The organism is Pseudomonas lyxosi (assembly GCF_047758685.1).
Classification (GTDB): Bacteria; Pseudomonadota; Gammaproteobacteria; order Pseudomonadales; family Pseudomonadaceae; genus Aquipseudomonas; species Aquipseudomonas lyxosi.
The window spans coordinates 3,325,390-3,339,389 of sequence record NZ_CP180481.1 but is presented as its reverse complement, the minus strand read 5'-3'; the positions used below and the strand labels follow the sequence as shown (position 1 = coordinate 3,339,389).

The 14,000-nt window shown below is 60.6% G+C and carries 14 protein-coding genes; 8 read left to right on the top strand and 6 right to left on the bottom strand.

Going from position 1 to position 14,000, the window contains the following annotated elements; genetic code table 11:
- Positions 1-29: 29 nt before the first annotated feature.
- The 5 genes from ACMXYI_RS15355 to ACMXYI_RS15335 all read left to right on the top strand — a co-directional run bounded on the left by ACMXYI_RS15355 (position 30) and on the right by ACMXYI_RS15335 (position 4,932).
- Positions 30-956: a metal ABC transporter substrate-binding protein gene (locus ACMXYI_RS15355; RefSeq protein WP_415773819.1), complete on the top strand. Its 927-nt coding sequence runs from the start codon at positions 30-32 to the stop codon at positions 954-956.
- Entirely contained in the window at positions 953-1,831 is an 879-nt protein-coding gene (locus ACMXYI_RS15350) for a metal ABC transporter ATP-binding protein (RefSeq protein WP_415773818.1), read from the top strand. Before ACMXYI_RS15355 ends, ACMXYI_RS15350 begins: the two co-directional genes overlap by 4 nt.
- Positions 1,831-2,730 (top strand): metal ABC transporter permease, encoded by a 900-nt coding sequence (locus ACMXYI_RS15345; RefSeq protein ID WP_415773817.1) that lies wholly within the window; start codon positions 1,831-1,833, stop codon positions 2,728-2,730. Before ACMXYI_RS15350 ends, ACMXYI_RS15345 begins: the two co-directional genes overlap by 1 nt.
- On the top strand, positions 2,731-3,642 hold the full coding sequence (locus tag ACMXYI_RS15340; RefSeq protein WP_415773816.1) for a metal ABC transporter substrate-binding protein: 912 nt from the start codon (positions 2,731-2,733) through the stop codon (positions 3,640-3,642).
- Between the two features lie 120 nt (positions 3,643-3,762).
- Entirely contained in the window at positions 3,763-4,932 is a 1,170-nt protein-coding gene (locus ACMXYI_RS15335) for an IS4 family transposase (RefSeq protein WP_415768078.1), read from the top strand.
- A gap of 177 nt (positions 4,933-5,109) precedes the next feature.
- On the opposite strand, the gene ACMXYI_RS15330 is transcribed toward ACMXYI_RS15335, so the two are convergent.
- From ACMXYI_RS15330 to ACMXYI_RS15310, 5 genes are all read right to left on the bottom strand, one after another.
- On the bottom strand, positions 5,110-5,337 hold the full coding sequence (locus tag ACMXYI_RS15330) for an MbtH family protein (RefSeq protein ID WP_008152757.1): 228 nt from the start codon (positions 5,335-5,337) through the stop codon (positions 5,110-5,112).
- Positions 5,338-5,418: 81 nt separating this feature from the next.
- Positions 5,419-6,831, bottom strand: coding sequence for an aspartate aminotransferase family protein (locus ACMXYI_RS15325; RefSeq protein WP_415773815.1), 1,413 nt, complete (start codon positions 6,829-6,831; stop codon positions 5,419-5,421).
- A gap of 77 nt (positions 6,832-6,908) precedes the next feature.
- Positions 6,909-7,394, bottom strand: coding sequence for a GNAT family N-acetyltransferase (locus ACMXYI_RS15320; RefSeq protein ID WP_415773814.1), 486 nt, complete (start codon positions 7,392-7,394; stop codon positions 6,909-6,911).
- 102 nt (positions 7,395-7,496) lie between these two features.
- On the bottom strand, positions 7,497-8,822 hold the full coding sequence (locus tag ACMXYI_RS15315) for an ATP-binding protein (RefSeq protein ID WP_415773813.1): 1,326 nt from the start codon (positions 8,820-8,822) through the stop codon (positions 7,497-7,499).
- On the bottom strand, positions 8,819-9,502 hold the full coding sequence (locus ACMXYI_RS15310) for a response regulator (RefSeq protein ID WP_074878741.1): 684 nt from the start codon (positions 9,500-9,502) through the stop codon (positions 8,819-8,821). Before ACMXYI_RS15310 ends, ACMXYI_RS15315 begins: the two co-directional genes overlap by 4 nt.
- A gap of 153 nt (positions 9,503-9,655) precedes the next feature.
- Between ACMXYI_RS15310 and dsbD the strand changes: the two genes are divergently transcribed.
- Genes dsbD through dsbG form a run of 3 tightly spaced genes read left to right on the top strand, consistent with a single transcriptional unit; the run spans position 9,656 to position 13,004 of the window.
- A complete protein-coding gene (gene dsbD / locus ACMXYI_RS15305) occupies positions 9,656-11,392 on the top strand; it encodes a protein-disulfide reductase DsbD (protein ID WP_415773812.1) in 1,737 nt (578 codons plus the stop codon).
- Entirely contained in the window at positions 11,392-12,258 is an 867-nt protein-coding gene (locus tag ACMXYI_RS15300) for a prolipoprotein diacylglyceryl transferase family protein (protein ID WP_415773811.1), read from the top strand. Before dsbD ends, ACMXYI_RS15300 begins: the two co-directional genes overlap by 1 nt.
- Entirely contained in the window at positions 12,234-13,004 is a 771-nt protein-coding gene (dsbG, locus tag ACMXYI_RS15295; protein WP_415773810.1) for a thiol:disulfide interchange protein DsbG, read from the top strand. Before ACMXYI_RS15300 ends, dsbG begins: the two co-directional genes overlap by 25 nt.
- Positions 13,005-13,065: 61 nt before the next feature.
- Here the strand turns inward: dsbG and ACMXYI_RS15290 are convergent, their stop codons facing one another.
- The gene (locus ACMXYI_RS15290) at positions 13,066-13,878 is read right to left on the bottom strand and encodes an alpha/beta fold hydrolase (RefSeq protein WP_415773809.1); all 813 of its coding nucleotides are present in this window, start codon (positions 13,876-13,878) and stop codon (positions 13,066-13,068) included.
- Positions 13,879-14,000: the final 122 nt, after the last annotated feature.

The window sequence follows — 14,000 nt, the reverse complement described above, 5'->3', positions numbered from 1 at the left end:
GCCTTCACCCGAGAGAAGACCGCTTTCCCATGCCTATTTCATCTCAACGTTCTTTCTTGCGCCTGATCTTGGTCGGTTTACTGGCTTGCCTGCTGACCCCGCTGGCCAGTGCCGACGAGGCCAAGCGCCTGCGCATCGGCATCACCCTGCACCCTTATTACAGCTACGTGGCCAACATCGTCGGTGACAAGGCCGAGGTGGTGCCGCTGATTCCGGCCGGTTTCAACCCGCATGCCTACGAGCCGCGCGCCGAAGACATCAAGCGCATCAGCGGGCTGGACGTGGTCGTGCTCAACGGTGTCGGCCATGACGACTTTGCCGACCGCATGATCGCCGCCAGCGAAACGCCGAACGTCCCGGTGATCGAAGCCAACGAAAACGTACCGTTGCTGGCCGCCACCGGCGTCGCCGCTCGCGGCGCCGGCAAGGTCGTAAACCCGCACACGTTCCTGTCGATCAGCGCCTCGATTGCCCAGGTCAACAACATCGCCCGGGAACTGGGCAAGCTCGACCCGGCCAACGCCAAGACCTACACCCAAAACGCCCGCGCCTACGGCAAACGATTGCGGCAGATGCGCGCCAACGCCCTGGCGAAACTGACCCAGGCGCCGAACGCGGAACTGCGAGTGGCCACGGTTCACGCGGCTTACGACTATTTGCTGCGCGAATTCGGCCTGGAAGTGACCGCTGTGGTCGAGCCGGCGCACGGTATCGAACCGAGCCCGAGCCAGCTGAAAAAGACCATCGATCAACTGCGCGAACTGGACGTGAAAGTGATCTTCTCGGAGATGGATTTCCCGTCCACCTACGTCGAGACCATCCAGCGTGAATCCGGGGTGAAGCTGTACCCGCTGTCGCACATTTCCTATGGCGAGTACACCGCCGACAAGTATGAAAAAGAAATGACCGGCAACCTCAACACCGTCGTCCGGGCGATTCAGGAGTCGGGCCAATGACCGCTAAAGAAACCATTCGTTCGACCAACCCCGAATCCCCTGTGGGAGCGACGGTGCGACGATTCGACTTGCTCGCGATAGCGGTGGATCAGTCGCCATCAATGTTCGATGACACTCCGCAATCGCGAGCAAGTCGAATCGTCGCACCGTCGCTCCCACAGGTTTCGGGGCCGACGCTGGATTTTGCGGAGGTCAGTTTGACCCTCGGGCGCACGACGATCCTCGACAGCGTCACTTTTCAGGTCCAGCCCGGCAGCGTGCATGCGCTGGTCGGCCCCAACGGCGGTGGTAAAAGTTCGCTGATCAAGACCCTGCTCGGGCAGATGCCGCATCAGGGTCGCTTGAGCCTGCAATGGCCCGGCACACCGGGGACCATCGGTTACGTGCCTCAAGCTCTCGAGTTCGATCGCGGTTTACCGATGACCGTCGACGATTTCATGGCCGCGATGTGCCAACGGCGTCCCGCGTTCCTCGGCTTGAGCAAGCACTACGCCGCCGCGATTGGCGAAGCACTGGAACGGGTCGGCATGCAGGACAAACGCAAGCGGCGCATGGGTGCGTTGTCCGGCGGTGAGCGTCAGCGTGTGTTGCTGGCTCAAGGGTTGATTCCGGCGCCGCAATTGTTGGTGTTGGATGAACCGATGTCGGCTTTGGATGAGGCGGGAATTCAGGTGTTCGAACGGCTGCTCGGCGACTGGCGCCAGAGCGGCATCACCGTGCTGTGGATCGAGCATGATCTGGAAGCCGTGGGTCGTCTGGCGGATCGGGTCACCGGGCTTAATCGCAGAGTGTTGTTCGATGCCACGCCGAAACAGGCGCTGACCCCGGAACGCTTGCTGCCCCTGTTCTCGACCCATCCACGGAGCGCTGCCTGATGAGTTATGAAGCCTTTCGTTTGATGGTCCAGGGTTGGGCCTCGTCGGGTTACTTGCCCGAGGCGCTGGCCTATGGATTTGTGGTCAACGCATTGCTCGCCGGCTTGCTGATCGGCCCGGTGCTGGGCGGTTTGGGTACGTTGGTGGTGGTCAAGCGTTTCGCGTTTTTCTCTGAAGCGGTAGGGCACGCGGCGCTGACCGGCGTAGCCATCGGCATTCTGCTGGGCGAACCGTACACCGGGCCTTACGGCAGCCTGTTCGGCTACTGCTTGTTGTTCGGCATCTTGCTGAACTACCTGCGCAACCGCACGGGGCTGGCGCCGGATATCTTGATCGGTGTGTTTCTGTCGGTGTCGTTGGCGCTGGGTGCCAGTTTGCTGCTGATTCTGGCGGGCAAGATCAACGTGCACATCCTCGAAAACGTGTTGTTCGGTTCCGTACTGACCGTCAACGGCAATGACCTGCTGGTGTTGGCCATCGTCGGTTCGCTGGTCATGGCGCTGGCCTTGCCGCTGTACAACCGCATCATGCTGGCCAGTTTCAATCCACAACTGGCGGCGGTCCGTGGTGTGGCGGTGAAGACGCTGGATTATCTGTTTGTGATTCTGGTGACCCTGATCACTGTGGCGGCGGTGAAAGTCATCGGCGCGATTCTGGTCGGTGCACTGTTGGTGATTCCGGCGGCTGCGGCGCGATTGCTGAGTCAGTCGCTGAAGGGTTTCTTCTGGTGCTCGGTGCTGATCGCCACGGTCAGCACGCTGTGCGGGATCCTTGCACCGATTGTCTTCGACCTGCCTATCCCGTCCGGCGCCGCGATCATTCTGGTGGCCGGTATCGCCTTCGCTCTCGCCGCCATTGCGCGTGGTGTTGTCCCCAGTCTGAAAGGGAATCTCGGATAAATGTCTTTTACTTTGCGTCAATTGACCCTGGCCGTTGCCCTGTGTGGGCTGGTGAACACAACTTTTGCGGCTGACAGCGCCAAACCGCTGCGCGTGCTGGCGTCCTTGCCGATCACTTATGGTCTGGGCGAAGTCTTGCTCAAAGGCACCGACATCAACCTTGAACGTGCCGCGCCGGCGAACCTACCCGGTAGTCGGCAGACCGCGTACTTCACGGGTCGTGGCGCGCCGGCGCTGGCCAAACTGGCGACCGACGCCGATGCAGTGATTGGTCTGCGTTCGCTGTGGGCGGATGATCCGCTTTACCCGATCTCCCGACGTAGCAACATCCGCATCGTCGAAGTCGACGCCGCCCGCCCGGTGGACGGCGCCCTGCCCGGCATCGCCGTGCAACCTGGCAACAAGGTTGATGGGTTGAACAGTCATCCGTGGTTTTCCAGCAACAATATGGGGCGGATGGCGGACGTCATGGCGGCGGACCTGGTGCGCCTGGCGCCCGAGGCCAAGCCGAAGATCGAGGCTAACCTGGCGACGCTCAAACAGCGCTTGCTCAAGCTCAGCGCTGACAGCGAAGCGCGGTTGGCCAGTGCCGACAACCTCAGCGTGATGAGCCTGAGCGATCACTTTGGCTATCTGATCGGCGGTCTAAATCTGGAACTGATCGGCCTCGATGCGCGGCCGGATGCCGAGTGGACACCTGAAGCGCTCAAGCAATTGGGTGCGACGCTGAAGGAAAATGACGTGGCGGTGGTGTTGCACCATCGACAGCCGTCGGATGCGGTGAAAGCGGTGATTGCCGAGTCTGGGAGTCGGTTGGTGGTGTTGAGTGTGGATGCGGCGGATCCGGTGGCCGAACTGGAAGGGAATGTGGATTTGGTGATCAAGGGATTGAACGGTAAACCTGCCGCCTAGGAAGATCGTTCCCACGCTCTGCGTCACTAGTGTCCGGTAAAAACCGAAGGGGGAGCTTGCTCCCCCTTGCTGTGCCTGCTTCGTAAGCAATAATCAGGTTTTCAGACTTGATTTTCGCCCATGTTCAGCAGCACTCGATTTGCGCAAATGCTTCAAGCCCTTCCTCATCAGCTCTTCAAAGCCGCCGTCAAACGCTGTGGCGCTGATCGTTACGCCAAACAATTCACGTCCTGGGATCTGCTCGTCACGCTGATTTACGGTCAGCTGACGCAAGCCAAAAGCTTGCGTACGTTGGCGACAGCCTCGCAGTCGCTGCAACCCCATCGCCACCACCTCAACGCCAAGAACATGGTGCGTTCGACCCTTTGTGATGCGTTGAACAAGCGCAGCTCAGAGCCGTTTCGGCTGGCCTGTGAGCACTTGCTTCAAGGCATTGGCCGCAAGCAGCGCAAGTCGCTCGAAGCCATGATCACCCTGATCGATTCGACCTCGATCAGCCTGCGCGGACCCGGTTTTGACGAATGGACCACCGCGACGAAAACCCGCATAACCCAAGGCTTGAAGGTACATGTGGCCATCGATCCACAGCAAACAGCCCCGACTTACGTAAACATCACCGCCGCCAACGTCAACGATCTGAGCGATGCCCTGACCATGCCGCTTGAAGCAGGTATGACGTACGTTTTCGACAAGGGTTACTGCGACTACAACTGGTGGCACCAGATTGATCAGATGGGTTCTTTCTTCGTCACCCGACTGAAGAAAAACGCCAATCTAAAGCCGGTAGAAAATTTGAGGGAAAAGGATGCACCCGAATTCATTGAGGCGGACGAATCGGTATTGTTCGGGAAGAAATACCTGAACACTCGACGTCCGAATCTCTACCAAAATCAGGCTGTGCGTCGGGTTCAGATCCGCCGAGAGGACCACGAAACGCCATTGATTCTGGTCACCAACGACTTCTCTCGCTCAGCGGAGGAGATCGCCGATCTGTACAAACAACGTTGGCAGATCGAACTGTTTTTTAAGTGGATCAAGCAAAACCTCAAGCTCAAACGGTATTTCGGCTTCTCTGAAAATGCCGTTCGTTTGCAGATCTACAGCGCCTTGATTACCTATCTTTTGCTGCATCTTTATCAGCGCCGTTCAGGTTGCTCGGGATCTATTTCAGACTTTGCCATTCGGCTAACCCACAGCTTGTTCGAACGCCCATTAAGCATTGAACACCTTGAACAGCGAAGGCAAAAGCGAACAAAGCTGAAGGCTGCCCAAGGCAGCCTTCAGCTTTGAAAAGGTTTTACCGGACACTAGTGACGCTCTGCGTGGGAATGCAGCCCGGGACGCTCCGCGTCCCAAAGCGGACGCAGAGCGTCCATTGAGGCATTCCCACGCAGAGCGTGGGAACGATCACTAGCAAAAAGCCCGCTGACCGTCTCCGGTTCAGCGGGCTTCTTTTTGCGCGGTGACTTAGTGAGCCACAGCCGCCTGCTCTTCCATCTTCTGACGCAGGCTCAGCGGACGCATGTCAGTCCAGGTTTCTTCGATGTAAGCCAGGCATTCCTTCTTCAAACCGCTCTTGCCCACGGTGCGCCAGCCTGCAGGCACGGCTTTGTAGTCGGGCCAGATCGAGTACTGCTCTTCGTGGTTGACCACGACCTGAAAGAGGATGTCCTCGCGGTCGAATACTGAAGTCATGGTGTTTCTCCATCGCTGTAGGGTGGGCTGCACTGCGTGCGCAGCCGTTATGTAGAAGGAACGTGTCAGAGGCTGAGAAATTTAGAGGCTGGCGGTGGCAGCAGCCACGGCCCTGCCGAAAATCTCGGCCACTTGATCAATTTCCGCAGCGGTAATCACCAGCGGCGGGAGGAAACGCACCACGCCGCCATGACGGCCGCCCAGTTCAAGGATCAAGCCGCGCTTGAGGCATTCACGCTGCACCAGCGGCGCCAGTCGACCGAAGATCGGCGGATGACCCAGTGCATCCGGCTCGCCAGTTGGATCGACCAGTTCAACGCCCAGCATCAAGCCGCGACCGCGGATATCACCCAGTTGCGGGAAGTCCCGTTGCAGGATGCGCAGGTGTTCGCTCAAGCGTTCACCCATGGCGGCGGCGTGCTCGCAGACCTTGTGTTCGGTCAGGTAACGCATCACCGCAGAACCTGCGGCCATGGCCATCTGATTGCCGCGAAAGGTCCCGGCATGGGCGCCCGGCAGCCAGGTGTCGAGCCAGTCGCGATAGACCACCACGGCCAGCGGCAAACTGCCGCCGATGGCTTTGGACATGACCACAACGTCGGGGATGATCCCAGCGTGTTCGAAGGCGAACATCTTGCCGGTGCGGGCAAAACCGCTCTGGATTTCATCGACGATCAGCGCCACGCCGGCCTTTTCGGTAATCCGCCGCAGGCCGCGCAACCAATCGAGATCGGCCGGGATCACCCCGCCCTCGCCCTGCACCACTTCGACGATCACCGCTGCGGGCAATTGCACACCCGCCTCGGGATCATTCAGCAGGTTTTCCAGGTAGTTGAGATTGACCTGCACGCCTTGCGCGCCGCCGAGCCCGAACGGGCAGCGGTAATCGTAGGGATACGGCATGAACTGCACGCCGTTGCTGAGCAAGGCGCCCAAGGGTTTCTTCGGCCCCAGACTGCCCATCAGACTCAGCGCGCCCTGGCTCATGCCGTGATAACCGCCCTGGAATGACAACACGGTGCTGCGCCCGGTGGCGGTGCGCACCAGTTTCAGCGCGGCTTCCACCGCGTCGGTGCCGGTCGGGCCACAGAACTGGATCTTGGCTTCAGCGGCCAAAGCCGACGGCAGCAGACCGAACAGGTCCTGAACGAATTGATCCTTGACCGGGGTGGTCAGGTCGAGGGTGTGCAGGGGCAGTTCATCCGTCAGCACTTGCTGGATCGCTTCGATCACCACCGGATGGTTGTGCCCAAGGGCCAACGTCCCTGCGCCGGCCAGGCAGTCGATGAAACGGCGGCCTTCGACGTCTTCGACATAAATGCCCTTGGCACGTTTGAGGGCCAGGGGAATGCGTCGCGGATAACTGCGGGCATTCGATTCCTGCTGGTTTTGACGGGCCAGCAGTGGCGATTCGTTGAACTGATAAAGCGTCTCGGTCGGCGCCGGAGTGATCCGGGCCGACTGATCTTCCATAAGGCTGGTAGCGACTGACATCTCTCGACCCCTCAATAAGGTTTTCCTGTTCTGGAAACGCATCAGGGCGCCGAGGATTTAGACCCTCGATCAGCTTTCTATGAAGGGGGTGTCAGCGCTTTGTGCATGGGAATGGCGTGGAGCCCGGCGACGGCGAAGGTTTCGGCGCAAGGCTGGTACCCCAGATGACGGTAAAACGCTTCGCTGGTGCGGGTGCTGTTGAGTCGGGCCTGGCGCAAACCCCGATCGGTCAACCAGCCTTCGAGGTCGCGCACCAGCGCTTGCCCGGCGCCGCGACGAAACCATTCCGGTTGCACGTAGCAAAACGCGACCTTGCCGCTGATCGCAGCCATCGCGACGCCGACCGGTTTGTCCTGCAACAGGGCGATGTTCAGGTACAACCGCTCGTCGGTCAGCCAGGGCTGCACGTGTTCGATGGTTTTGTTGTGGGTCCAGGTGGCGACGGTGAGCGGATCGTTGCGATGGTCGAGCGCGCAACCGACGCGAATGGAGCGCTCGACGATCCGGCTGATGATGCCGGCGTCGGCGGGGGTTGCCTTGCAGATGTGTAGGGGTGCATCCATGGCGCTGTTACCTCAATCCATTGAGAAAAAGCTGCCGGGGACGATAGCGCCGGTGGTGGCTCGAATGCCAATGGAGAGAAGTTACATTTGATGTGTTGTTTGTTAGACCGGTTGCAACGGCATGGTCAGTTCGACTCGCAACCCATCCGGCCGACTGTCGAAATGCAACGTACAACCGCAGCGCTGGACGATCGCCTGAACAATCGCCAGACCCAGGCCGCAGCCGGTGCTCTGGCCGTTACGCCAGAAGCGTTGGGTCAGGTGTTGCAGATCGTCTTCGGCAATCCCCGGGCCGTGGTCGCGGACCAAAAAGTGCACACGACTGCCAGTGGTTTCCAGGCTCAGCTCCACCGCGCCGTCGCCCGGGGTATGACGCAGCGCGTTGTCCAGCAGGTTGCGAAGCGCGGCAATCGACAGCACCGCGGGCATTTGCACCGGGGCGTGGGAGATTTTCGGCGGCATCTGAAATTTGATCCGCTGACGATCACCGCTGGCGGCGTCCTGAATCGCCAGTTTCGCCACCTGCTCGGCGCTGCATTGCACGCCGTCATCGAACGACAGACTGCCCTCGACCCGCGCCAGCAGCAGCAATTGTTCAAGGGTCCGGTGCAGGCGATCGGCGCCCTCTTCGGCCCGGGCCAGGGATTGATCCCGGGCCGCACCGTCGGTCATGCGCGCCACTTGCAGGTGAGTCTTGATCGCCGTCAGCGGGCTGCGCAATTCATGGGCCGCGTCACCGGTCAGACGGCGTTCCCGTTCGATGGTCTTGCCGATCCGTTGGAACAACTGATTCTGGGTGTCCAGCAACGGTTGCAGCTCGCTGGGCAGCGGCTGGATTTGCAAGGGTTCGAGAGAATCGGCGCTGCGGCGCATCAACGCATCGCGCATACGGTTGAGTGGCGCCAGCCCCTGGCCGATCCCCAGCCATAGCAGGCAAAGGCAACCGAGCAACGCCACGCCCACCGGCACCGAAGCCGCCAGCAGGATCGACATGTTCAAGGCCTCACGCTCGATCTGCCGGTCGGCCGTGGTGATGCGCACGTCGCCGCGGGCCAGGGTGAAACTGCGCCACGGTGCGCCGTCGATCATCTGGTCGTGGAAGCCCATTTTCTCGGCTTCCAGGGTTTGTTGCGGATCGGTGTGACTGCGGGCGAGGATTTCGCCGCGTAATGAACTGACCTGGCAGGCCATGCCACCGGGGAGGTTCAGTTGTTCAGCGCTGAAATGGGTGCCCTCGCCCTTGCTCGGCAATGGCGGCAATTGCTCCATCAGGCCCGCGACCATGCGCGCCGAGGCCACCAGCCGCTGGTCGAGGGAAAACATCATTTGATTGCGCAGGTCGCTGAGCATCCAGGCCGCAGCCAAGGCCCAGATCAGGGCAAAAGCGGCGCCGAGTGTCAGGCTCAGGCGCAAACGCAGGCTCATCACTTTTTCAATTCCTCTGCGCCATCGGCCGGCCCCAGGCGATAGCCCAGGCCGCGCACCGTCTCGACAATGCCATTGCCGAGTTTGCGCCGCAGGTGATGGATATGCACATTGAGAGCGTTGCTTTCCAGCTCATCGTTAAAACCATAAACGCTGTCTTTCAATTGCTCGGTGGACAGCACCCGTCCCCGATTATGCAGCAAGGCCTGCAACAGCGATTGTTCTCTACGGGAAAGGTCCACCGGCTGGCCCCCGAGCATCGTTTCGCGGCTGCTCGGATCATAAGTCAGACGGCCATGTTCGATCAGGTTGACGCTGCGCCCCGCCACTCGTCGTAGCAACGTGTGCAGACGCGCCGCCAGTTCACGCAGGTCGAACGGCTTGAGCAAGTAATCGTCGGCGCCGGCTTGCAAGCCATCGACGCGGTCGGTGACTGAATCCCGGGCGGTGAGGATCAACACCGGGATTTCCAGACCGCTGTGTCGCAACTGCTGCAGAAGCTTCAAACCGTCTTCATCGGGCAGACCGAGGTCGAGCACCATCACATCGAACTCGGCAACCTTGAGCATCGCCCGGGCCGAGGATGCGGTGGCGACATGCTCTACCGTCAGGCCCTGAGCGGTGAGGCCGGCGACAATGCCGCTGGCGATCAGCTCGTCGTCTTCGCAAACCAGTACGTGCATGGTGAGACCTGTTGAAAAAAGGTGATTAGGCCGGTGGCCGATTAAGCGGACATTATGCCGCAAGCGCCATTGCCACAAGGCCACTGTGGTTAATCATCGGTTAATCGCCGCCCGCCACTGTGCACCTCACTTGCACAGGGATAAGGCTTACCCATGCTTCGACTGTTTCTATTTTTTGTTCTCTTGATCTCGGGTCTGGCCCAGGCTGGGACTGATCCGTTCGCGACCAAACCCGAATTTCTTCCCGTCGGCAAGGCGTTCATCTTCACCTCCGAACGCCTTGATTCCGGTGAAACCCAGCTCTATTGGCAGATCGCCGACGGTTATTACCTTTACCAGCAACGCCTGAAATTCGATGGCTTGCCCGCGGAACACAAGCCCGCATTGCCTGAAGGCGAAGCGCATAGCGACGAGTTTTTTGGCGAACAGCAGGTCTATCGTCAGGGTCTGGAACTGAAGATCCCGGCAGGTGCGACTGGCCAGATCAAGGTCGGATTCCAGGGCTGTGCCGATGCCGGGTTGTGTTATCCGCCGCAAACTCAGGTGATAAATCTGGGCGGCAAATCGACTACTGCGGCAACAAACGAAGCACCGGACCAAGCCCTGGCCAGCGGCCTGCAACAACGAGCGCTGGGCTGGAGCTTGTTGGTGTTCTTCGGCCTGGGACTGTTGCTGGCCTTCACGCCTTGCTCGCTGCCGATGCTGCCGATTCTGGGCGGTTTGATCGTCGGCAGTGGCGCCACGCCCAAGCGCGGTTTCGCCTTGGCCACCAGCTATGTCGTGAGCATGGCGCTGGTGTATGCGGCGATGGGCGTGCTGGCCGCGCTGCTCGGGGCGAATCTGCAGGCGTTGTTGCAGAACCCTTGGTTGCTGGGCAGTTTCGCTGCGGTGTTTGTGTTGCTGGCGTTGCCGATGTTCGGTTTTTTCGAGTTGCAACTGCCGGTGGCCGTGCGTGATCGATTGGAAAATGTCTCGCGCAATCAACGCGGCGGCAGTCTGTTCGGCGCCGGTGTGTTGGGGGCCTTGTCCGGTTTGCTGGTGGGTCCGTGCATGACCGCCCCGCTGGCGGGCGCCTTGCTCTACATCGCACAAAGCGGCAATGCGCTGCATGGCGGGCTGATTTTGTTCGCCATGGGCATCGGCATCGGTGTGCCGCTGCTGTTGTTGGTCACCGTTGGCAATCGCTTCCTGCCCAAACCCGGCGCGTGGATGAACCTGCTCAAGGGCGTATTCGGCTTCCTGTTCCTCGCCACCGCGTTGCTGATGCTGCGTCCGGTGCTGGATGAATCACTGTGGATTGGTTTGTGCGGTGCGTTACTGCTGGTTGCCGCGTACAGCGCCTGGAAGCAGTCGGAAGGTTTCGGTCGCGTCGCCCATGTGTTCGGCGCCAGCTCACTGTTGCTGGGTGTGTGGGGCAGCCTGCTTTTGGTCGGTGCCGCTGGCGGCGGCGACGACCTGTTGAAGCCTTTGCAGGTCTACAGCGCTTCAAACTCGAGCAGCGCCGCAAACCCGGTCGGCCACGACGCGTTCACCACGATCAAAGACCCGGCAGCTCTGCAACGGGAGCTCGACGCGGCACAGGCTCAGGGCCAATGGGTGCTGCTGGACTACTACGCCGACTGGTGCGTGTCGTGCAAGGTCATGGAAAAACAGGTGTTCGGCAAAGCCCACGTACTGCAAGCGTTGAGCGATGTGCGCTTGCTACGGCTGGACGTCACCGCCGACAATGCCGCCAGCCGCGAACTGCTCGGCCGTTATAAAGTGCCGGGGCCACCGAGCTTGTTGTGGATCGGCGCCGACGGCATCGAGCGTCGCAGCCAGCGCATCACCGGTGAGGTCGATGCCGACACTTTCCTGCAACGCTGGACCACCACCCGAGACGCCCGTTAATGCTGACCTTTACCCTCGGCACTTTTGCCATCGCGCTTAATCACCTGCTGCTGATCAGTGCCCTGGCGCTGGCGACCTTCGTCGGCTGGCGGGTGGCCAAGCGCGGTGGCGAGAATCCGGAGTCGGTGCTGTTCAGCCTGTTCCTGCTGGGCATGCTGGCCGCCCGGGTCGGCTTCGTGGCCGTTTACTGGGCGCACTATCGCGATGACCTTTGGCAGATCATCGACCTGCGCGACGGCGGCTTCCTCGCCTGGCCCGGTGTGATCGTGCTGCTGCTCGCCGCGTTGTATCGAGGCTGGCGTCGTCCGGGCTTGCGCCGCCCGTTGGGCTTTGGCGTGGCCAGCGGCCTGGCGTTCTGGCTGCTGGCGACCTTCTCACTGACCATCTACGAACAAGGCACACGCCTGCCGGAAATCACCCTGCGCAATGCCGCCGGTGAAACCGTGCAGTTGGCTGATTACAAGGGCGGCCCGTTGGTGATCAATCTCTGGGCCACCTGGTGTCCGCCGTGCCGTCGGGAAATGCCGGTGCTGGAAAACGCCCAGCAACACCGCCCGGACCTGACGTTCCTGTTCGTCAACCAGGCTGAAAGCATGCAGAGCGTCAGTACTTTTCTGGAAACCCAGGGCCTGAGCCTGTCCAACGTACTTTTTGACGGCAGTGGCCGATTGGGCCAGGCCGTCGGCTCCATGGCGTTGCCGACTACGCTGTTCTATAGCCCCGACGGTCGCCTGCTGGGCAGCCATCTGGGTGAGCTGTCGGAAGCCAGCCTGGCCCGCGCCCTGGAAAACTTCGACACCCCGAATCCTGCCGTACCGGCCACCTCTTCAAGGAAATTGCCATGCCCCGCCTCCGCCACCTGCTGACGTTGACCCTGGGCGCTGCCCTGCTGCATCTACCGTCGGTGCAGGCCGCTGAAGAATTGCCCGAAGCGATCAAGAAAATCGAAGCCAAGGGCGCGAAAATCGTCGGCCAATTCGACGCTCCCGACGGCTTGCGCGGTTATGCGGCGCAGTACCAGAACCGTGGCATAGCGTTGTACCTGACCCCGGATGGCAAGCATGTGCTGCTCGGCAATCTGTACGACGCCGACGGCAACGACCTGAGCAGCGCGCCGTTGCAGAAGCTGGTTTACGCACCGATGTCCAAGGAAGTCTGGGGCAAGATGGAAGCCAGCAACTGGATCGGCGACGGGAAGAAAGATGCACCGCGGATCGTGTACCTGTTCAGCGATCCGAACTGCCCTTACTGCAACGTGTTCTGGGAACAGGCGCGGCCATGGGTCAAGGCTGGCAAGGTGCAGTTGCGGCACATCATGGTCGGCATCATTCGCGAAGACAGTCCGGGGAAATCAGCTGCACTGCTGGCCGCCAAGGATCCGCAGAAAGCGCTGGAAGACCATGAAAAGTCAGGCAAGGAAAGCTCGCTAAAAGCCCTGAAAAACGTGCCACCGGCAATTCAGGCGAAGCTGGCGGCGAACATGCAGCTGATGGAAGACCTGGAGCTGCAGGCCACCCCGGCGATTTTCTACATGGACGACAAGGGCGAGCTGCAACAACAACAAGGCGCGCCTTCACCGGACAAGTTGGTGCAAATTCTCGGGCCGAAGTGACCAAAGAGCGTGGCGCAGAGCGCCACAGGATGCATTCCCACGCAGAGCGTGGGAACGATCTTTACTTGAGTGTTGCCAGAAACTTAAGCAACGCTTCGGTGACGAACTGGGGGTTTTCCAGATTGGAAATATGCCCCGCCTCCGGCACCAGAACAGATGGGCAACCGATCAGTTCGGCCATCTCTCTTGTCTCCGACGGCGGCCGCGGTTTGTCCTGATCGCCACACATCAGCAGCGTGGTATCAGGATTCAACTCGCCCAGACGCGGCAACAGATCATCACGCCCAAACGTAATCCGCCCCATCGGCACGATGCTCTCGCGCAGGCGCTCTGGCGGCAATGCAGCCAGTTTGGCGCGGAAGTCCTGATACAGCGCCGACTGCGGATCGATGCCCGGACGGAAGAAGATCGGCACAACGATATCGAGCAACTGCGGCGCAATCACGCCGGTGTCTTCGATCTGTTTGAACAGCGAAAAATAGTATTGGCGAGTCTGTTCGGGTTCGACGCCGACGTAGGTGTCCATCAGCACCAGACCGTTGATGCGCTGCGGTGCCGACAGCGCCAGACGCACGCCCCACATGCCGCCGACCGATAGACCGACCAGCGTGACACGGTCGATGTCCAGATGATCAAGCAGCGCCAGTGCCTGGCGCGCTACGTCATCCAGCGAGTGCGTGCACTCGGGCATCCGCCCGGACTCACCGTGGCCCCAGAGGTCCAGAGCAATCACCCGGTATTGCTGCGACAGGGTGGCGATCTGCGGCGCCCACATGGCCTGGTCCCACAGATAACTGCCGGCCAGCAGAACGGCAGGGCCGGTGCCTTGATCAATGTAGTGAAGGGGTTGTCCGTCGACCGTTGCAAAGGGCATCGACTATCTCCTTTGTGAAAACTGGAGCGGGAAGACTGTGCCGCCGGCGGTCAGCAAGTCAACCCTGTGGCGTCTGTGATGGCCCCATCGCGGGCAAGCCCGCTCCCACATTTGATCTGTTT

Coding starts and splice junctions, on each gene's coding strand:
- ACMXYI_RS15330 (WP_008152757.1), bottom strand. CDS start 5,337: ATGACTTCAGTATTCGACCGCGAGGACATCCTCTTTCAGGTCGTGGTC.
- ACMXYI_RS15340 (WP_415773816.1), top strand. CDS start 2,731: ATGTCTTTTACTTTGCGTCAATTGACCCTGGCCGTTGCCCTGTGTGGG.
- dsbD (WP_415773812.1), top strand. CDS start 9,656: ATGCTTCGACTGTTTCTATTTTTTGTTCTCTTGATCTCGGGTCTGGCC.
- ACMXYI_RS15325 (WP_415773815.1), bottom strand. CDS start 6,831: ATGTCAGTCGCTACCAGCCTTATGGAAGATCAGTCGGCCCGGATCACT.
- ACMXYI_RS15345 (WP_415773817.1), top strand. CDS start 1,831: ATGAGTTATGAAGCCTTTCGTTTGATGGTCCAGGGTTGGGCCTCGTCG.
- dsbG (WP_415773810.1), top strand. CDS start 12,234: ATGCCCCGCCTCCGCCACCTGCTGACGTTGACCCTGGGCGCTGCCCTG.
- ACMXYI_RS15350 (WP_415773818.1), top strand. CDS start 953: ATGACCGCTAAAGAAACCATTCGTTCGACCAACCCCGAATCCCCTGTG.
- ACMXYI_RS15335 (WP_415768078.1), top strand. CDS start 3,763: ATGTTCAGCAGCACTCGATTTGCGCAAATGCTTCAAGCCCTTCCTCAT.
- ACMXYI_RS15320 (WP_415773814.1), bottom strand. CDS start 7,394: ATGGATGCACCCCTACACATCTGCAAGGCAACCCCCGCCGACGCCGGC.
- ACMXYI_RS15290 (WP_415773809.1), bottom strand. CDS start 13,878: ATGCCCTTTGCAACGGTCGACGGACAACCCCTTCACTACATTGATCAA.
- ACMXYI_RS15310 (WP_074878741.1), bottom strand. CDS start 9,502: ATGCACGTACTGGTTTGCGAAGACGACGAGCTGATCGCCAGCGGCATT.
- ACMXYI_RS15300 (WP_415773811.1), top strand. CDS start 11,392: ATGCTGACCTTTACCCTCGGCACTTTTGCCATCGCGCTTAATCACCTG.
- ACMXYI_RS15355 (WP_415773819.1), top strand. CDS start 30: ATGCCTATTTCATCTCAACGTTCTTTCTTGCGCCTGATCTTGGTCGGT.